19 protein-coding genes and 1 riboswitch are annotated in these 17,439 nt (G+C 71.0%); of the genes, 2 read left to right on the top strand and 17 right to left on the bottom strand.

Features of this window, described 5'->3' with window-relative positions; genetic code table 11:
* Nucleotides 1-51 precede the first annotated feature (51 nt).
* Together HUW46_RS24635 and HUW46_RS24630 are read left to right on the top strand one after the other, a co-directional pair.
* The gene (locus HUW46_RS24635) at nt 52-807 is read left to right on the top strand and encodes a class I SAM-dependent methyltransferase (RefSeq protein WP_215550083.1); all 756 of its coding nucleotides are present in this window, start codon (nt 52-54) and stop codon (nt 805-807) included.
* A gap of 41 nt (nt 808-848) precedes the next feature.
* Nucleotides 849-910, top strand: a riboswitch (guanidine-III (ykkC-III) riboswitch).
* Nucleotides 911-957: 47 nt separating this feature from the next.
* The gene (locus HUW46_RS24630) at nt 958-1,272 is read left to right on the top strand and encodes a DMT family transporter (protein WP_215549519.1); all 315 of its coding nucleotides are present in this window, start codon (nt 958-960) and stop codon (nt 1,270-1,272) included.
* Here the strand turns inward: HUW46_RS24630 and HUW46_RS24625 are convergent.
* The 17 genes from HUW46_RS24625 to hpt all read right to left on the bottom strand — a co-directional run bounded on the left by HUW46_RS24625 (nt 1,269) and on the right by hpt (nt 17,437).
* Nucleotides 1,269-2,057, bottom strand: a complete 789-nt coding sequence (locus HUW46_RS24625) for a type III pantothenate kinase (RefSeq protein ID WP_215549518.1) — start codon at nt 2,055-2,057, stop codon at nt 1,269-1,271. The two genes, HUW46_RS24630 and HUW46_RS24625, sit on opposite strands and share 4 nt — an antisense overlap.
* A 20-nt stretch (nt 2,058-2,077) precedes the next feature.
* Nucleotides 2,078-2,575 (bottom strand): aspartate 1-decarboxylase, encoded by a 498-nt coding sequence (gene panD, locus HUW46_RS24620; RefSeq protein WP_215549517.1) that lies wholly within the window; start codon nt 2,573-2,575, stop codon nt 2,078-2,080.
* Between the two features lie 13 nt (nt 2,576-2,588).
* A complete protein-coding gene (panC, locus tag HUW46_RS24615; protein ID WP_215549516.1) occupies nt 2,589-3,524 on the bottom strand; it encodes a pantoate--beta-alanine ligase in 936 nt (311 codons plus the stop codon).
* Between the two features lie 9 nt (nt 3,525-3,533).
* Nucleotides 3,534-4,430, bottom strand: coding sequence for a Rossmann-like and DUF2520 domain-containing protein (locus tag HUW46_RS24610; protein WP_215550082.1), 897 nt, complete (start codon nt 4,428-4,430; stop codon nt 3,534-3,536).
* 130 nt (nt 4,431-4,560) lie between these two features.
* Nucleotides 4,561-5,730: a PrsW family intramembrane metalloprotease gene (locus HUW46_RS24605; protein ID WP_254126530.1), complete on the bottom strand. Its 1,170-nt coding sequence runs from the start codon at nt 5,728-5,730 to the stop codon at nt 4,561-4,563.
* A gap of 41 nt (nt 5,731-5,771) precedes the next feature.
* A complete protein-coding gene (locus HUW46_RS24600) occupies nt 5,772-7,595 on the bottom strand; it encodes a DUF6779 domain-containing protein (RefSeq protein ID WP_215549514.1) in 1,824 nt (607 codons plus the stop codon).
* Nucleotides 7,596-7,676: 81 nt separating this feature from the next.
* Nucleotides 7,677-8,126, bottom strand: a complete 450-nt coding sequence (locus HUW46_RS24595; protein WP_215549513.1) for a DUF3180 domain-containing protein — start codon at nt 8,124-8,126, stop codon at nt 7,677-7,679.
* Between the two features lie 190 nt (nt 8,127-8,316).
* A complete protein-coding gene (gene folK / locus HUW46_RS24590) occupies nt 8,317-8,808 on the bottom strand; it encodes a 2-amino-4-hydroxy-6-hydroxymethyldihydropteridine diphosphokinase (RefSeq protein WP_215549512.1) in 492 nt (163 codons plus the stop codon).
* Nucleotides 8,805-9,170, bottom strand: a complete 366-nt coding sequence (gene folB / locus HUW46_RS24585; protein ID WP_254126528.1) for a dihydroneopterin aldolase — start codon at nt 9,168-9,170, stop codon at nt 8,805-8,807. Before folB ends, folK begins: the two co-directional genes overlap by 4 nt.
* Nucleotides 9,167-9,967, bottom strand: coding sequence for a dihydropteroate synthase (folP, locus tag HUW46_RS24580; protein ID WP_215550081.1), 801 nt, complete (start codon nt 9,965-9,967; stop codon nt 9,167-9,169). Before folP ends, folB begins: the two co-directional genes overlap by 4 nt.
* A gap of 35 nt (nt 9,968-10,002) precedes the next feature.
* Nucleotides 10,003-10,608: a GTP cyclohydrolase I FolE gene (gene folE, locus HUW46_RS24575; RefSeq protein WP_215550080.1), complete on the bottom strand. Its 606-nt coding sequence runs from the start codon at nt 10,606-10,608 to the stop codon at nt 10,003-10,005.
* Complete coding sequence (gene ftsH / locus HUW46_RS24570; protein ID WP_215549510.1) at nt 10,598-13,003, bottom strand: ATP-dependent zinc metalloprotease FtsH; 2,406 nt, start codon at nt 13,001-13,003, stop codon at nt 10,598-10,600. Before ftsH ends, folE begins: the two co-directional genes overlap by 11 nt.
* Nucleotides 13,004-13,290: 287 nt before the next feature.
* Nucleotides 13,291-14,133, bottom strand: a complete 843-nt coding sequence (locus tag HUW46_RS24565; protein ID WP_215549509.1) for an ESX secretion-associated protein EspG — start codon at nt 14,131-14,133, stop codon at nt 13,291-13,293.
* A gap of 70 nt (nt 14,134-14,203) precedes the next feature.
* Nucleotides 14,204-14,998: an ESX secretion-associated protein EspG gene (locus tag HUW46_RS24560; protein ID WP_254126526.1), complete on the bottom strand. Its 795-nt coding sequence runs from the start codon at nt 14,996-14,998 to the stop codon at nt 14,204-14,206.
* 1 nt (nt 14,999) lies between these two features.
* Entirely contained in the window at nt 15,000-16,319 is a 1,320-nt protein-coding gene (locus HUW46_RS24555; protein WP_215549507.1) for a hypothetical protein, read from the bottom strand.
* Nucleotides 16,320-16,343: 24 nt separating this feature from the next.
* Nucleotides 16,344-16,712, bottom strand: coding sequence for a hypothetical protein (locus HUW46_RS24550; protein ID WP_215549506.1), 369 nt, complete (start codon nt 16,710-16,712; stop codon nt 16,344-16,346).
* A 170-nt stretch (nt 16,713-16,882) separates the two neighbouring features.
* A complete protein-coding gene (gene hpt, locus HUW46_RS24545) occupies nt 16,883-17,437 on the bottom strand; it encodes a hypoxanthine phosphoribosyltransferase (protein ID WP_215549505.1) in 555 nt (184 codons plus the stop codon).
* Nucleotides 17,438-17,439 lie beyond the last annotated feature (2 nt).

The raw sequence follows: 17,439 nt of genomic DNA, 5'->3' as shown, positions 1-17,439 counted from the left end.
TTCACCAGACCGCCATTCGCGTTGAACTACGATCAACGCGTGACCGAGCCCATGCCGGATTCCGCGGAACTGCGCACGGAGCGTTCCCGTTCCTTCGGTGCCGAAGCGGCCGCTTACGCCGAGCACCGCCCCGATTACCCCGTCGAAGCCCTCGCATGGGGACTACCGGAGGGCGATCGCGGAAGAATTATCGATCTCGCCGCCGGAACCGGAAAACTTACCGGGAACCTGCTATCCCTCGGGGACGTCACCGTCGTCGCGGTCGAACCGGATGACCAAATGCGGGCTGAACTGTCCAAGCGGCTACCCGCCGTCAAGGCGTACCCGGGTACGGCCGAACGGATTCCGCTCCCCGACGACAGCGCCGACGCGGTTTTCGCGGGACAGGCATTTCACTGGTTCGACGTCGACTCCGCACTCACCGAGATCGCGCGGATACTGCGACCGGGTGGCACGGTGACCGCGTTATGGAACCACGACGACGAATCCGTGCCGTGGGTCGCCGCATTCTCCGCACTCGTCCGCACCGGGGTCAGCAGGGGATGGGCCGACGAGGACCGCCCCCTTCCCGGCCATCCGGCATTCCACCCGTTCGAACGCGCCCGGTTTTCGCACAGCCAACGCCGCACAGCGGAAACGCTCACGGCCACCGTCGCCACGCATTCGCGCTTTCTTGTCACCGCTGAGGCCGAGCGCGCGGCCGCACTGGCGAAGGTGCGGGAATTCCTCCGAACCACCCCCGAGACCGCGGTGGGCGAATTCGAGCTGCCACTGGTGACGACGGTCATTCGCGCGGTCCGCCGGTAAGGAACGTCACCGGTTCCCCGGCGCACGGCGTGCTACCTTCGGGATTGGTGGCATTCCGCCCCGGACGAGCGCGTCGTACCCGGTCAGGACAAGACGGCGCAGCACGACCGGCACGATTCCCGTGCCGGTGGGTACTGCGAAAGGCTCGTCATGTCGTGGCTCGTTCTCGTCCTCTCCGGTGTGCTCGAAACCGTGTGGGCCGCCGCGCTCAGCGCTTCGAAGGGGTTCTCCAAGCTTGCGCCGACGCTGCTGTTCGTCGGCGCGCTGATACTCAGCATGGGCGGTCTCGCTTACGCCATGCGGACCATTCCGATCGGCACTGGATATGCCATTTGGGTCGGTATCGGCGCGATCGGCACCGCCGTGTACGGCATGGTGGCGCTCGGCGATCCCGTTTCGGCAGGCCGGATCGTCTGCCTCGTGCTCATCGTCGCCGGGGTGGTGGGCCTCAAACTCCTGCACTAGGCACGGACGTGCCGCTCGTACACCAACCTGAGGCCGAGCAGGGTCAGATCGGGCACGTGCTCGGTGATGGTGTCCGATTCGGACAGTACGAGTGGCGCGAGCCCGCCGGTGGCGAGCACCGCGACCGGCACGTCGGCACCGCCGGTCAGCTCGGCGACGATCCGCTTCACCAGCCCGTCGACCTGACCGGCGAACCCGTAGACGATGCCGGACTGCAGGCATTCCACGGTGCTCTTGCCGATCACCGACCGCGGCGGCACCAGTTCGACCTTCCGCAGCGCGGCGGCCTTGTCGGCGAGTGCGTCCACGGAGATCTCGATACCGGGCGCGAACGCGCCACCGAGGAATTCGCCTTTCGCGGAGATCGCGTCGATGTTCGTCGAGGTGCCGAAGTCGACGACGACGCACGCGGTCGGGTGCAGGTGGTGCGCGGCGAGGGTGTTCGCCAGCCGGTCGGCGCCCACTTCCTTCGGGTTGTCCACCAGGAGCGGCACCCCGGTGCGGACGCCGGGCTCCACCACGACCTTCGGCACGTCGGCGTAGTAGCGGCCGAGCATCGCGCGCAGTTCGCGCAGCACCGCGGGCACGGTCGAGAGCGCGCTGATCCCGGTGACCTGCTCGGCGTACTCGCCGAGCAGCCCGCGCATCGTCAGCGCCAGCTCGTCGGCGGTGATCTGCGCGTCCGTGCGCATCCGCCAGTCGTGACGCAGCTTCGCCGCGTCACCACGGCCCTCGTAGAGGCCGAGCACGATGTTCGTGTTGCCGACGTCGATCGTGAGGAGCAAGGGGACCCTTCCGGGGCGGTTCAGCCCTCCGCGTGGAGGAGCGCGTCGAGGCGCGCCGCGTCGACGGTCTCGGCGACCGGGTACGCGGTTTCGCCCTCGATCGCGGGCAGGGTCACGGTGCCGCTGATCAGCCCGGACCCGTCCGGCGCGTGCCCGGGGTCGGTGCCGGAGTCGGCGATGCGGTTGTCGGCGTCGACGAACACGATACGAGGCTGGTACGTGGCCGCCTCGGCGTTGTCCATCTGCCCGTACGCGATGAGGATGACCAGATCACCGGGGTGCACCAGGTGCGCCGCGGCGCCGTTGATGCCGAGCACGCCGCTGTCGCGCTCGCCCGTGATCACGTACGTCTCGAGCCGCGCACCGTTCGTAATGTCCACAATGGACACCTGCTCGCCCGGCAGCAGATCGGCCGCCTCCATGAGCGTCTCGTCGATCGTCACGGAGCCCACGTAGTGCAGGTCGGCCTGCGTCACGGTGGCCCGATGGATCTTCGACTTCAGCATCGTGCGGTACATCTCGGACTCCCTCTCATGCCCCTGCGTCCTGGTGTTCGGACCGCTCCACACCCTGCAGAGCCGCCTGGCCGAGCAGCAGCGGAGCGTTGTCGATCAGCCGGGTTCGCCCCACCCTGGCCGCGATCAGCAACCGTGCCTCCCCGTCGACGGGCGCGGGTCCCAGGTCGGTTCCCCGCACCTCGAGATAGTCGAGCTCCACTTTGGGGCGTGCCGCCAGTACGCGCTCGGCAGCGGCCAGCACTTCACCCGTTCCGTGCGCCCCGGCGTGCACTCCCGCCGTCAGCGCCGCCGACAGGACCACGGCGTCCTGCCGTTGCTCGTCGGTCAGGTAGGCGTTGCGCGAGGACAACGCCAGCCCGTCGGATTCCCGCACCGTCGGCACGCCGACCACCCGCGTGTCCAGGTTCAGGTCGCGCACCATCCGCTTCACCAGCACGAGCTGCTGGTAGTCCTTCTCCCCGAAGAAGGCGTAGTCGGGGCGCACGATGTTGAGCAACTTCGCGACCACCGTGAGCATTCCCGAAAAATGCCCCGGCCGCACCGTTCCTTCCAATTCTTCGCCGAGTGGGCCCGGGTGGACGGTCACCGTCGCGCCTTCGGGGTAGAGATCCTCGACCGAAGGGACGAACGCGTATTCGGCACCGATTTCGCCCAGTACTTCGAGGTCCGCGTCCAGCGGCCGCGGGTACGCCTCGAAGTCCTCGCCTTCCCCGAACTGCAAGGGGTTCACGAAGATCGACGCGCCGACGACCGTGTTCGGCAGCCGCTTCGCACGCCGCAGCAGCTCGCGGTGCCCGGCGTGCAGCGCGCCCATCGTGGGCACCAGCGCGACCTTCCTGCCGACCTTGTGCAGCGCGGCCGCCACCCTCGCCAGGTCGGCGGGCGTGCGGTACGTGTTGAGCGCGCCGCGCGTGAACTTCGGCGCGGTCGACATGCTCGGCGTGGTCATGGTCGTCCTTCAGTGGTCATGGCGGGTTTCGCCGAGCAGCTGGGAAATTTCGCGCGCGGCGCCGGTGCCGAGCATCCCGGACGCGGACGCGCGCGCCACGGTCCGCGCGGCGAGCGTGCGGTACGACGGCGCGACCTCGGGCGCGTTTTCGGCCAGCACGGCCAAATGCTTGCGCACGGTGCCCTCGTCTCCGCGGGCCACCGGGCCGGTCAGCGCGCGGTCGCCGTGGCGCAGCACGTTGTCGAGCGCGGCCGACAGCAGCGGCCCCAGCACTCGTTCGGCGTTCTCGACACCCGCGCCGCGCAGGACGTCCGCGCAGTCCGCGATCAGGGTGACCAAGTGGTTCGCACCGTGGGCGAGCGCCGCGTGGTAGAGCCCGCGAGCCTGCTCCGGCACGCGGACCGGTTCGGCGCTCATCTCCATCGTCAGCGCTTCGCCGACGTTCCAGGCGGCTTCGTCGCCGTCGGCAGCGGTGATGCCGATGCTGCACGCGGCCATCCGCTCCAGGTCCTCCGAGCGGCCGGTGAACGTCATCACGGGGTGCAGCGCGAGCGGCAGCGCGCCTGCCTCGGCCACCGGCGCCAGCACGGCGGTGCCGTGCGCGCCGGAGGTGTGCACCACGATCTGGCCCGCGCGGATCGAACCCGTCGCGACGAGGCCGCGGACGAGGCCTTCGAGCTCGTCGTCGGGGACCGCGAGGAGCACCAGATCCGCCAGCCGGGCCACCTCATCCGGTGGTCGCAGCGGCACGTCGGGGAGCATCCGTTCGGCACGGGCCAGCGACGCCGCCGAAATCCCGGACGCGGCGACCACGGTGTGCCCTGCCCTGGCCAGTGCGGCGCCGAAGACGCTGCCCACTCTGCCCGCCGACACCACACCGACGGCCAGCCGCGCCGGGCGCAGCATCGCGGGGCCGGCGTGATCGCTCATGATTGCGAACTCCCTACTCGTTCCAGTCCCGCTCGTTGTGGGTACCGGACGACGGCGCGAGAGTAGCTCCCGTCCGCGCACGAGGGGAGGGGGTTTATGACCAGCTTCACCCGTCCTGGGTCCCCCTGCGCGGTGAGTCACCGTTCGCGGACGCAAGGCGAACCGCCTCGGCCCGTGAACTGCGCAGCGTGGCCAGTAGCTCACTTCTCCGCTGCTCGCTGTCCGGCTTTCGGACGTCGCCCCGCAGCAGGAAAGCGAGCTCGGTGACGGCGGCCTGGTAGGCCGCGACCGCCTTCGCCGCCGCCGGGCCCGACTGCTTCTTCGCCTGCTGCCGCCACTTGCGGCGACCGGCGAGGCTCGCGAACAGCCCCATCTCGGATCGCGCGATCCACCGCGCGTCCGCCATGCCGGGCAACGCGGCTTCGACGATCCGCTGCTCGCGGCGCCGGTTGAGCATGATCAGCATGACCACCCCGATGAACATCGGGACCATGATCAGGAAGTACACGTTCAGGAACGTCTTCGCGCCGCCGAGCACCGCGGCCGAGTTCCACAGCGCGTGCAGCGCGACCGCGCCGAGGTAGCCGCCGATCGGCGCGAGCCAGCGCGCGACCGGGCTCTTGGCGCGCGCCGCGACGCCGACCCCGATGCCGAAGAGGACCGCGAACAAGGGATGTGTGAACGGCGAAAGCACCCCGCGCAGGACGAACGCGGCGAGCACGCCCGGGTTCGTCCCGTCGCCGAAACCGTTGTCGGCGAACGCGCGGCCGAAGTAGTAGATGTTCTCGGTGAAGGCGAAACCGGTGGCGCTGAACCCGGCGTAGACGATCCCGTCGATCACGCCGTCGAACTCGCCCGCGCGCCGCCACAGCACGAGCAGCACGAAGGCGCCCTTCGCGGCCTCCTCCACCAGCGGCGCCGACACGACCGCGCTGAGCTTGCTGCCGTTGCCGCTGCCCAGCAGCAGATCGCCGACGGCTTCGGCGGTGTTGTTGATCAGCAGCGCCGTGATCGTGGCGAAGCACGCGCCCCACGCGAACGCGAGCAGGAGCAGCTTCGCGGGTTCCGGCTCCCACCGGTCCACCCACAGCAGCGCCGGCACCACGACCGCGACCGGGACCAGCGCCGCGACGACCCCGATCATCGCCGGGACCACGCCGACGCGAACGGTGGCGAGGCCGAACAGCAGCAGCCCGCACACCGCCAGCACGACCAGGCCCAGCAAGGGCAGCAGGACGGTGACGCGGCGCGGTCGTCGTGTGTTTCCGAATTGCACGTCGGATCCCCTCACGCCCGGTAACCCTACGTGCACCCGGTTCAGTCTTCGGCGCGGCGCCTGCGCCGCGGCGCCGTGTCACCGGAACCGTGCGCGGCGAGCAGCTCCGTGACCGAACGACCGGCACCCGAACCGTGCGAGCCAGAGGACTCCGGTTGCGGGGTGTAACCACTGCTGTGCGATCCGGCGGCACGGCGGCGGCCGGAGCCGTTCGCGTCGTCCGGCTTGGCGTGGCTGCCCGTGTGCCGCCCGTTGGCGCCGGGAGCCTCCCAGGCGGGCGGCTCGCCGTCGGGGCGGCGGCGCCTGCCCCCACCGCTCTCGGCCATGGGCTCGTCGTCGTCCTCCGCACGGCGCCTGCGGCCGCCGGAACGGCTCTCCTGGATCTCGCGCACGGACGGCGGCAGCGTCGGGTTCGGCTGCGGCTCCTCCGGCACGCTCGCGGCGGCGGCAGCAGCGGCCGCGGGCTCGGCGGTGTGCGAGCCGTGCCTGGACGGCCTCGACGGCGCTGGTTCGGGCTCCGGCTGGCGCTGCGGCTCGAGCCGGGCCGACGGCATCGGCTCCGGCTGCGCCGCGGCCTTCCTCGGCGGTTCCTGGCGCGCGGGCTCCTGGCGCTCCGGACGGGGCGGTTCGGCCCGGGGCGGGTTCGGCCGCGCGGGCGGCATCGCGGGCTGGGACGCCTCGGCGGGCACCTGCCTGCTGGGGCGCGCCGGGGGCAGATCGCGCCTGCTGGGCTCCCCGCTCGCGAACGCCCCGCTGGGAGCCTCGGCGCTTTTAGCGGGCAAACCGTTCCCGGCGGGCGGGCGCCTCGTGGCGGGACCGAACTCGGCCCCCCTGGCCGGGAAGGCCGCGGACAGGTCGTTCACCGGGCGGTCCTTGGACTCCCAGGACGGGGTCCATTCGACGTCGAGGCCCTTGACCAGGTCGGCCGCCTTCGGCCTGCCCGGTTCGGGGTTCGCCGCCGCGGGCGCCTTGCGCTCCGGCGCGCGGGGAGGCCTGGCGGCGGGCTTGGCGCGCTCGACCTGATCGAGCGCGGGCCTGGTCAGCTCGGGCTCGGCCGGAGCGGGCTCCTGCTTGCGTGGTGCCGGGGGCTCGGCACGGGCGGCACGCGCGGGCTGCGCGGGTTTCGGAGGCGTGCTCGGAGTTACGCGCACGGGCTTCGGGACGCGGCGGGTCGGCGGCCCGGAATCGACCTCGGGCTCCGGTCTGGCCGGCTTCGGCTTCTCGGCCGGTTTCGGCGTGCGGCGCTGCTCGGTGCCGTTCGTGTGCTCGATGACGCGGTCGATCAGCTCGGTGGGCCGGTCAGGGACCTCCACGCCGTTCTGCTCGCCGTGACCGGAGCCGTTGCCGTTGTGGCTCGACGCGGCGATCTGCTTGCCATTCGCACCTTGCACGACACGCTGCTTTTCCAGGGAGCGCATGCGGGTGGCCTGCGCGGTCAGCGCGACGCGCTCGTAGAGCACTTCGCCGCCGAAGAGCGCCTGCAGGCTCTCGCGCAGCGCGCTCACCTCGGCACGGAGCGCGTCGAGCTCTTCGCGAGAGTCGTCATCCGCGCGCTCACGCGCTTCGGCCTCGACCTCGAGCTCGAACTCGCGCCTCGCGGCGATCTCGCGTTCGAGCTCCAGTTCGTACAGTTCCTGCGCCTGCGCGACGGCGTCCTCGCTGGCACTCGCGTGCTTGCGGTACCTGACGGCGAGAAACGCGCCGAGCAGTGCGGCCCACAGCGCGGCGACGATGCCGAGCCTGAGCAGGCGCGCGTCATCACTGAGCACGAGGGCGAGCGTGGAGCCGACGGCGAGGAGCAATCCGGCGACAAGCCACGACCTACCCATGAGGCGGCCGCGCGAGTCGTCACCCACGCCAGTCATGCCCAACACCGTACCTTCTAGTAACCCGTCTGAGACCTAGTCGGTACTTCGAGCGGTGGATTCTCCGCGTTAACCGGTCACTCAGCCGGGGCGTTCACTATCACCCCGGTCGGGTGTCCGGCAGCAGTGTTCGAGCCACAGCGCCGCGGCCCCCAGCAGCAGCCCGCCGAGCGCCCCGACCAGCGCGCTGGTGGTGTCGGACGCCGCCGCCGTGAGGTACGACCGCTTGGGGAACAGGTAGGCGGTGGCGCCGAGCCATCCGCCGAGCATCAGGGCTCCGAGCAGCGAAGATGCCTTAGCGAGCGCGACCGAGCGAGCGATCGCGATGGCGCCGAGAACGCGCCCGCCCTTGATCCGCGCCCGGATCGAGAAGGCCAGCACGACCTCGACCAGCGCGAGGACGAACAGCGCGGCCCCGGCCGCGAGCGGCATTCGCGGGAGGGAACCGTAGGCCGTTTGGAAGAGCACGTACCCGACCACAAGGCCGAGCACCCCCGCCACGAGCAGCTCCCGGGGCCGCGTGAAATGCATGGCTCCACCGTATGCGTGTGACGCTCGCCATGTCCGGCCGGATTCGGCCCGGCTGGTCACCCCGATCCGGACAGACCGGATCATCCGCGCCGAGCGCGTTTAGCCCGCTAACTGCGCGCGGGCCGGTGGCCGCGGGGCGGGGGTCGCCGAGTGCGTTTAGCCCGCTAACTGCGGGCCGGGGTGCGCTGGGTCAGCGGAGGGTCAGGGGGGTTCGCCGCACGCCTGCCCGGTCGGATTCCGGGCGCGCGGCCAGCAGGGCGGCCACCGGGCCGTGGCCGGGCAGCTCGGCGTCCGGTTCGATCTCGTGCCAGGGCACGAGCACGCTCGCCCGGTCCGGGGTGCCGGGATGCGGCAGCAGCAGCTCCGGGTCGGCCGACCGGACCCCTTCGACGGTCACTATGTCGACATCGAGGGTGCGCGGGCCCCAGCGCTGCTCGCGGACCCGGCCCGCGGCCCGCTCGAAGGCCTGGCCGGTGCGCAACCACGCCCACTCGTCGCGTTCGGGGTCGTCGACGACGCACACCGCGTTCAGGAAGTCGGGCTGGTCCTCCACGCCCCACGGCGCGGTTTCGTAGACGCTCGAAACCGCGACCAAGTGCGTACCGAGGCCGTCGACCACCGAACGCAGGAACCCGAGCCGGTCCCCGAGGTTCGAGCCGAGCGACAGGACCGCGCGGGTCATCGCTCCCGCCGGATCGTGACGGCGACGTCGTCGAAGGTGAGCGGGATCGGCGCCGACGGCTTGTGCACCGTCACCTCGACGGCGCGCACGCGCTCGTCCTCGAGCACCTTCACCGCGACCGCGCCCGCGACGGACTCGATCAGGTCGAACGGCTCCCCGGCCACGATCGCGGCGGTCGCCTCGGCCAGCTCGCCGTAGTGCAGGGTCTGGTGCAGGTCGTCGGTTTCCGCGGCCGCGGTCAGATCGAGCCACACGACGAGGTCGATGACGAAGACCTGCCCGTCACGCTTCTCGTGCTCGAAGACGCCGTGCCGCCCGAACACGCGCAGCCCGGTCAACGTGATCCGATCGCCGTTGCTCACGGTGCTCCCCGTTCCCATGCCGCCGCCACCGCGACGGCGTCCAGTGACGCGCCGACCTCGTGCACGCGGACACCCCACGCACCCGCCGCGGCGGCGAGCGCGGACACCGCCGCGGTCGCCGTCTCCCGTCCGTCCGGCACCCGCGGATTACCGTCCACATCGGACAGTAGGCGGCCGAGGAAACGCTTGCGCGACGCGCCGACGAGCACCGGGAAACCGAGTTCCAGCAAGGAAGCCAGCCCGTGCAGCAGCGCCCAGTCGTGCTCGGCGCGCTTGGCGAACCCCAGCCCGGGATCGAGCACGATCGCTTCTCCCGCGACGCCTGCCGCCATCGCCGCGTCCACCCGCTCACCCAGTTCCGCCCGCACGTCGCGCACGACGTCGCGGTAGCTGGCGAGCGCGTTCATGTCCTTGCTGTGCCCGCGCCAGTGCATCAGCACCCACGGCGCACCCGAGGCGGCGGCCACCTTCGCCATGGCCGGATCGGCCAGCCCGCCGGACACGTCGTTGATCACGCGAGCGCCCGCGTCGAGCGCGGCCGCGGCAACCTCGGCCCTGGTGGTGTCGACGGAAAGCGCGATGCCTTCCGCGGAAAGCTCCTTGATCACCGGGAGCACCCGCGCCAGCTCGACGCGGGCGTCCACACGCGACGCTCCCGGCCTCGTCGACTCGCCGCCGACGTCGATCATGTCCGCGCCACGCGCCCACATCCGGCGCGCGTGCGCGAGCGCGTCGTCGACGCCGAGGTACCTGCCACCGTCCGAAAAGGAATCCGGGGTGACGTTGAGAACGCCCATCACGGCGCAGCGCCCCGGTGACGGCAGCGCGGAGGTCACCGACGGCTCCGGATCAGCTCGATCGCTTCCGCGCGCGAGGTCGCCGAGGTCTGCAGCATCCCGCGCACCGCCGAAGTCGTGGTGCGGGCACCCGGTTTCCGGATGCCGCGCATCGCCATGCACAGGTGCTCGGCCTCGACCACCACGATCGCGCCGCGCGGCTGCAGCTTGCGCATCAGCGCGTCCGCCACCTGCGAGGTCAGCCGTTCCTGCACCTGCGGGCGCTTGGCGTAGAGGTCGACGAGCCTGGCGAGCTTCGACAACCCGGTGACGCGGCCCTGGCTGTTCGGGATGTACCCGACGTGCGCCACCCCGTGGAACGGCACCAGGTGGTGTTCGCAGCAGCTGTACAGCGGGATGTCGGTGACCAGGACCAGTTCCTGGTGCGACTCGTCGAAGGTCCGGTCCAGCACGTGGTCCGGCACCTCGTACAGCCCGGCGAACATCTCCCGGTAGGCGCGGGCGACCCTGGCGGGCGTGTCCCGCAGCCCGTTGCGGTCGGGGTCCTCCCCGACCGCGAGCAGCAGCTCACGCACCGCCTTTTCGGCCCTGTCCTGGTCGAACACCGGCCCCGGATCGGGGACCGGGCCGCTACTGGCGATGACTGCCGTCCTGGTCGTCCTTGCCGCCTTCGCGACGACGCTCTTCCTGCCCTTCGGCGAACCAGCCGGGCCCGCCGCTCGGCGGCTGCTGCTGCTCGCCCTCGGGACGCCACGGCTGCTGCCCCGGCCGCGACCCCGGCGAGGTCGCCGGGCGCCACCCGGGAGGCGCGCCGTAGTTCGGCGGGCCGCCCTGGCCCTGCTGCGGGCCGCCGTAGTTCTGCGGCCAGCGCCCCGTGCCGTTGGGGCCACCGCCGTTCGGGCCGCCGCCGTTGGGACGGCCGTTCGGCGGGTAGCCACCACCAGTGGGCGGCGGTGCGTACGGGTTGCCCGGGGGCTCCGGGTTCGCGCTGTGCGGCGGCCCGCCGGGCAGGTCGCCCGCACCGGGCGCGGTGCCGACCGGGGTCGGCTCCGGGCGCAGGACCGGCTTCTCCTCCTCCGGCGGCGGCCACGGCTCGCCGCGCTCCATCGCCAGCTCGCCGGGGGTCTTGATCGGCGGCTTGTTCGACGGAGTGCGCTCACCGAACTCGTTGAACACCGTGATGTGCGGCCGTTTCTCGACCGAGGCGAAGATCCGCTCGAGATCCTTGCGCTGCAAGGTTTCCTTCTCCAGCAGCTCGATCACCAGATCGTCGAGCACGTCGCGGTAGGTGTTGAGCACCTGCCACGCCTCGGTGTGCGCGGTCTCGATGAGCTTGCGCACCTCTTCGTCGATCTCGTGCGCGACCTCGTGCGAGTAGTCCGCCTGACGGCCGGCGGAGCGCCCGAGGAACGGGTCGCCCTGCTCCTGGCCGTACTTCACGGCGCCGAGCCGCGCGCTCATGCCGTACTCGGTCACCATCGCGCGGGCGATCTTCGTGGCCTGGTCGATGTCCGAGGACGCACCGGTGGTCGGCTCGTGGAACACCAGTTCCTCGGCGGTCCTGCCACCCATCGCGAAGACCAGCCTGCCGATCATCTCGGAGCGGGTCATCAGCTCCTTGTCGTCCTCGGGGACGAGGAGCGCGTGCCCGCCGGTGCGGCCGCGCGGCAGGATCGTCAGCTTGTAGACCGGCTCGATGTCCGGCATCGCCCACGCGGCGAGCGCGTGCCCGCCCTCGTGGTAGGCGGTGATCTTCTTCTCCTTCTCGGAGATGATCCGGCTCTTGCGCGCGGGCCCGCCGACCACGCGGTCGACCGACTCCTCGAGCGCGGTATCGGTGATCACGTGCCCGTTCTGGCGCGCGGTGAGCAGCGCCGCCTCGTTGAGGACGTTCGCCAGATCCGCACCGGACATCCCGACGGTCCGCTTGGCCAGCCCGGACAAGTCCGTGCCCTGCGCGATCGGCTTGCCCTTGGCGTGCACCTCGAGGATCCGCTGGCGGCCGCGCATGTCCGGCGCGGACACCGGGATCTGCCGGTCGAACCGGCCGGGACGCAGCAGCGCCGGGTCGAGGATGTCCGGCCGGTTGGTGGCCGCGATCAGGATGATGCCGCCCCGCGCGTCGAACCCGTCCATCTCGACGAGCAGCTGGTTCAGGGTCTGCTCGCGCTCGTCGTGCCCGCCGCCGAGGCCGGCACCACGCTGGCGGCCCACCGCGTCGATCTCGTCGACGAAGATGATGCACGGCGCGTTCTGCTTGGCCTGCTCAAACAGGTCGCGGACACGGGATGCGCCGACACCGACGAACATCTCGACGAAGTCGGAACCGGAGATCGTGTAGAACGGCACACCCGCCTCGCCCGCGACGGCGCGCGCGAGCAGCGTCTTACCGGTCCCGGGCGGCCCGTAGAGCAGCACGCCCTTCGGGATCTTCGCGCCGAGCGCCTGGTAGCGCGCCGGGTTCTGCAGGAAGTCCTTGATCTCGTACAGCTCTTCGACGGCCTCGTCCGCGCCCGCGACGTCACCGAAGGTGGTCTTCGGCATGTCCTTGTTGAGCTGCTTGGCCTTCGACTTGCCGAAGTTGAGGACGCGGTTCCCGCCGCCCTGGGCGTTGTTCATCATCCACATCAGCAGCAGGAGCAGCAGCCCCAGCGGGATCGCCATGATCAGCATCTGGCTGAGCCAGCTCGACTGCGTGACGGTGGTGTTGAACTTCAGCGCCGCGGTGCCGTTCTTGGCGTCGAGGAGCGTGCCGTAGATCTGGTCCGCGGCCATCGCGGGGAACTCGGCGATGATCTGGTCGGCCTGCTGACCGTCCACATCGATCTTGTTGGTGAGCTGCAGCTTGAGCCGCTGCTCCTTGTCTTCGATGTTCGCTTCCTTGACGTTCCCCGCCTTGATCTGCTGGATCGCCAGCGAGGTGGGCGCCTGGGTGAATCCGCGATCGCTGTCGAAGAGCTGGCTGGCCGCGAACCACAGCAGCACGGCCGCCACGATCCACAGCAGCGGGTTCTTGAGCACGCGCTTCCGGTCCATACGACTCGGCCGTGGTGGCCTCGACCCTCCCTGGTTAGGCGGTATATGTGACATCCGCCGTCATGGTGTTGACAACTGGCGACGCGGGACGAACCCGTCCCACCAGGGTACCGCCCGGGTGGAGCGGATACCTGGCCGAGCCTCCTGCAGGTCAACGGTCAGTCGCCGATGCAGGTTCCCGCCGCGGCCGCGCGCCGTCAACCGCCAATGGGGCGGATCACCCGGCGCTCGAGCCGGCGATGCTCCGGTGCAGGTCACGAGGGTTGCCCTCGGCTGGGTGCCGAAGGTCACCGCGTGTCGGCTCCCACTTCCTGGACCATCTCGCCGAGCCGGGTCCGCAGCGTCTTGGCGTCCGCGGGCGACACGGTGACCCATTCCCGGCCGTCGGGGCCCGATCTCGACAGGCTCAGGTAGCGGCCGGTCGCGGTGTCGAACCAGCCGAGCACCGGGGAGCGCCGCTTCCCGCCGAGAGAGTTGCGGCTGTTCGCGGCGAGCTGACCGCCCCGCAGCCGCGGCTGGCCGGCGAGCTTCCCGTACGCCTCGCGCGGGTCCGCGGTGACCTTGTCGGTCAGCGACGGGCGCGTTTTGCCCGCTAAACGCTCCCGGCGCTTGCCCTTGCCGGTCTCCTCCGGGGCGGCGGCCGTGCGCACGGGCACCCGGATCGGCGCGGTGTGCAGCGCTTCCTCCAGCGGCAGCGTGATGGACGCCTCGGAGCCACGCGGCCCCGCGGGGAGCAGGTCGACGACGGTCGACGCGAGCCCTTCGGCGAAGGCGGGTCTGAGCCAGATGCCGTCGGCATCCTGGATCGCCACCACACCGGTCTTCCCGTCGGTGGCGGCGAGCACGGACACCGGGGGCTGCTGGAACTCCGGGATGTGCAGCGCGTCGATGCTCAGCGTCGGCCGCGCGAGGACCGTCAGCCAGTCCTCGATGTGCGGTTCGAGCCGCCCGTAGCTGTCACGGACGCCACGCGCCTTCAACTCGGTGTGCGCGCGCTGCCGCAACATCGACCGCTCGTCCTCGGTCGCGCCGTGCGAACGCACCGACAGCGGGTACGGCAGTTCGCCGATCCCCATCGCTTCCCAGAGGAAGTCGAACGAGAGCGGCGTGAAGAACTCCTGCGCGCTCATGCGCCACCTCCTCTTGCCGGTGGGAACAACATCGCCATCACGTCACGGTAGTGGCGGGCTGCCCGATCCGTCACAGCGGTGCCGCGGCGGCGTTCACCACACCGGACAGCATTTCGCCGAGGCGGTGCCGCAGCGTCGCCGCGTCCGCGGGCGCGATGGTGATCCAGTCGCTGCGGTCGTGACCGCGGCTCGCCTGCGTGAAGTAGCGGCCGGTGTCGGTGTCGAACCAGCTCAGCACCGGCGACCGCGACCTGCCGCCCATCCGGTTGCGCGCGTTGGCGCCGATCTGGCCGCCGCGGAGGCGCGGCTGCGCGTGCAGCCGCGCCAGCGCCTTGCGGTCCTCGTCGGCACTCGCCCTCCCGTCGGGCCGCGCCGGCCCGCGCCGCTGCAGGAAGTCCGCGCCGGACGCGGACATCAGCTGTTCGAGCGGCACGGTGATCGACTTCTCGGTGCCCCTCGGCACCCCCGGCAACAGCGAGATGATCGCGGTCGCCAGCCCGTCCGGCGGGATCGGGCTGAAGTGGAAGCCGCGGTCGTCCTGCACCAGCAGCAACCCTTGGCTGCCCAGCGCGGAGGCCACCGCGAGCAGCGGACGCGCGTTCGGCGCCGTGATGTGCACGCCGTCGAGGCTCACGTCCGGCGCGGCGAGCACGCCGAAGGAGTCCTCGATGGACGGGTCGAGCCTGCCGCGCTCGTCGGTGAGGTTGCGGGCGCCGAGCGCGGCGAGGGTGTCCCGGCGCAGCACATCGCGCTCTTCGATGGTCGCGCCGTGCGAGCGCACCTCGAACGGGTAAGGCAGCTCACCCGCGCCGTGTACCTCCCAGAGGAAGTCGAGCTCGACCGGAGTCAGGAAGACCGGCCCCACGTCAGCCTTCCTCGTCGTCACTCCAGGCACCGATGACCGGCGGCGGGGTGGCTTGGTTGGCACCGAAGGCGTCGTCGGGGTCGGGCTCGATCAGGAACGAGGCGTGCGTGTGCTCCTCGTCCTCCTGCGCGTGGGCACCGTGCGCGCCCATGCCCGGCGACATCGGGGCCATGCCCTGCTGCTGACCGCCGCCGATCGTGCCCGCGGGCGAGACCACCGCGGGCCCCTGCGGGGCGTTCGCGGTCGCGCTGTTGCCCTGCTGGTTGTCCGCCGAGGCCGAGGTCTCGTCGCTCTGCTTCTGCTTCGTGCTGCCGCTGCGGTTGCCCGCGGCGAGCGTGCGCCCCGCGGCGAGACCGAGCCCGCCGCCGACTCCGGCGAGGCCGAGCTGCTGGCCCACGCTGCCGCCCGAATTCGGTGCCGGAGCGGGTGCGTGCGCCGAACCGGAGCCGGAGACAGCGCCCGCTTCGGGGCCGTGCGGCGCGGGCGGCTGGTAACCGGCCTGCGTCGTGTGCTGGCCCTCGGCACCGGTGCCGAGGATCGGGTTCGTCGCGAACGAGCCGCCTCCGGTGCCGACACCGCCTGCGCCGATGTTGGCACCCGTGACGTGCGCGGCGCTGACGTTCGCCGAGGTGCCGCGCGCGCCACCGGCGTGCGGCGGGAGGCCGAGCGACTCCGGGCCGAAGCTCGGCGTCGTGTTGTCCACTTCGGACATCGCCTTGGTGTAGGCGTTGAAGTAGGCGACCTGCTGCGCCTTCACGTCCTTCGCCGCGTCGAACTGGGCCTTCTGGTCGGCGATCATCGCCGCCGGGCCGCCGGCCAGCATCGCGGTCATCGACGCCTGCGGGTCGAACTCCTTGGGCGCGGGCATCTTCTTCACCTCGGCCGCCGCGGCGGCCTGCTGCGCGAGCCTGGTGCCCATCGAGTGCGCGGCCTCGCCTGCCTGCGAGCTCGAGTTCGCGATACCGACGAGCGTGCCCTGCGCGGCGGCGGCACCCTGGCCGACCCACACCGAGCCGAGCTCGGAGATCGCGTTGTACAGGTCGTTCGCGGCCTGGTGCAGTTCCTTGCCGTGGCCGGTCCACGCGTGCCCGGTGCTCTCCGCCGTCGACGGGTCGTTGTTCACCGTCGCGCCGCGGTAGAGCTCCGTGCTGCCCTGGGCGTCCCAGTTCGGCAGCGCGCCGATCGCCCTGTCCTCACCGATGTCGAACCCGTCCGAGCGGTTGCGGGCGTTCTGGACGATCGCGACGCTGTCGCCGCCGTCACCGAGCGGGACACCGGAGCCCGATGTCTGGCCGGATTCTTCGCTGCTGTGCTTCGCCATGACTTTCCCGTCCCCCTTCTCGCCTCAGGCCTTGCCGCGCAGCGCGCGGGCGCTGTCGTCGTCGATCTGCTTGTAGTGGCCCATCGCCGCGACGATCGCCTGCTCGGCCTGGTCGTACTGGGTGTAGAGGTTGCGCAGCGCCTGCTTGTAGGAGTCGCCCCCGCCGTCGGCGCGCTGGGAGAACTTGGTCGAGATGGCCTGGCCGACGGGGTTGGCGCCCAGTTTCGGGGCCTCCGCGAGCGAGCCGGACCCGTTGAGGAGGTTCTCCACCGCGTCCTTGCCCCTGCGGATCTTGTTCAGCACGGTCTGCGCGGCGTCGGGATCGACACCGATCTGGCCGTTCAGAGCGGCCGCACGGAACGCACTGGCGTCCGCCGAGCTGTTCGTCCCCATCTGTCCCTCTCCTGCCCCAAGTACCGCCGCGCCGGGTACGCGGCTCCCTCTTCGCTTAGGTTAACGCACCGAAGACCCGCCTATGACGCGTTCCGGGCAGACGCGGTTCCCCTGCCGCCGAACCCGTCACCAGTGATTTTCTCCCGAACCACGACCGAGCGTCCAGAGGTTCAGGACGAGTAGACCTTCGGGTCGAGCGTGCCGATGTAGGGCAGGTCCCGGTACCGCTCCGCGTAGTCGAGGCCGTAGCCGACGACGAACTCGTTCGGGATGTCGAACCCGATGTACTTGACCGGCACATCGACCTTGACGGCTTCCGGCTTGCGCAGAAGCGAGCACACTTCGAGCGAGGCGGGGTTCCGGCTCGCGAGGTTCTTCAGCAGCCACGACAGCGTCAGGCCGGAGTCGACGATGTCCTCGACGATCAGGACGTCGCGTCCCGCGATGTCGCGGTCGAGGTCCTTCAGGATCCGCACCACGCCCGAGGACGAGGTCGCCGAGCCGTACGAGGAGACGGCCATGAACTCGAGCTGCGCCGGCATCGGCAGCGCGCGGGCGAAGTCGGTCATGAACATGACCGCGCCCTTCAGCACGCCGACCAGCAGCAGGTCCGAAGGTCCCCCGTTTTCGGGGTAATCCGCGGCCACCTTGGCGGCCAGCTCCGCGATCTTGTCGTTGATCTGCTGCTCGGTGACGAGCACGGAGGCGATCTCGCCTTCGTACACGG

It is taken from the genome of Amycolatopsis sp. CA-230715, assembly GCF_018736145.1.
Classification (GTDB): Bacteria; Actinomycetota; Actinomycetes; order Mycobacteriales; family Pseudonocardiaceae; genus Amycolatopsis.
The sequence above is the reverse complement of the archived record's forward strand: the minus strand, read 5'-3'. Positions and strand labels throughout refer to the sequence as shown.

Bases quoted from the DNA above. Each gene is read 5' to 3' on its own strand.
- HUW46_RS24600 (WP_215549514.1), bottom strand. From the start codon at position 7,595: ATGACTGGCGTGGGTGACGACTCGCGCGGCCGCCTCATGGGTAGGTCG.
- HUW46_RS24635 (WP_215550083.1), top strand. From the start codon at position 52: ATGCCGGATTCCGCGGAACTGCGCACGGAGCGTTCCCGTTCCTTCGGT.
- panD (WP_215549517.1), bottom strand. From the start codon at position 2,575: ATGTACCGCACGATGCTGAAGTCGAAGATCCATCGGGCCACCGTGACG.
- HUW46_RS24565 (WP_215549509.1), bottom strand. From the start codon at position 14,133: ATGAGCGCGCAGGAGTTCTTCACGCCGCTCTCGTTCGACTTCCTCTGG.
- folP (WP_215550081.1), bottom strand. From the start codon at position 9,967: ATGGGCGTTCTCAACGTCACCCCGGATTCCTTTTCGGACGGTGGCAGG.
- HUW46_RS24555 (WP_215549507.1), bottom strand. From the start codon at position 16,319: ATGGCGAAGCACAGCAGCGAAGAATCCGGCCAGACATCGGGCTCCGGT.
- HUW46_RS24595 (WP_215549513.1), bottom strand. From the start codon at position 8,126: ATGCATTTCACGCGGCCCCGGGAGCTGCTCGTGGCGGGGGTGCTCGGC.
- HUW46_RS24630 (WP_215549519.1), top strand. From the start codon at position 958: ATGTCGTGGCTCGTTCTCGTCCTCTCCGGTGTGCTCGAAACCGTGTGG.
- folK (WP_215549512.1), bottom strand. From the start codon at position 8,808: ATGACCCGCGCGGTCCTGTCGCTCGGCTCGAACCTCGGGGACCGGCTC.
- panC (WP_215549516.1), bottom strand. From the start codon at position 3,524: ATGACCACGCCGAGCATGTCGACCGCGCCGAAGTTCACGCGCGGCGCG.
- HUW46_RS24550 (WP_215549506.1), bottom strand. From the start codon at position 16,712: ATGGGGACGAACAGCTCGGCGGACGCCAGTGCGTTCCGTGCGGCCGCT.
- ftsH (WP_215549510.1), bottom strand. From the start codon at position 13,003: ATGGACCGGAAGCGCGTGCTCAAGAACCCGCTGCTGTGGATCGTGGCG.
- HUW46_RS24610 (WP_215550082.1), bottom strand. From the start codon at position 4,430: ATGCTGCGCCCGGCGCGGCTGGCCGTCGGTGTGGTGTCGGCGGGCAGA.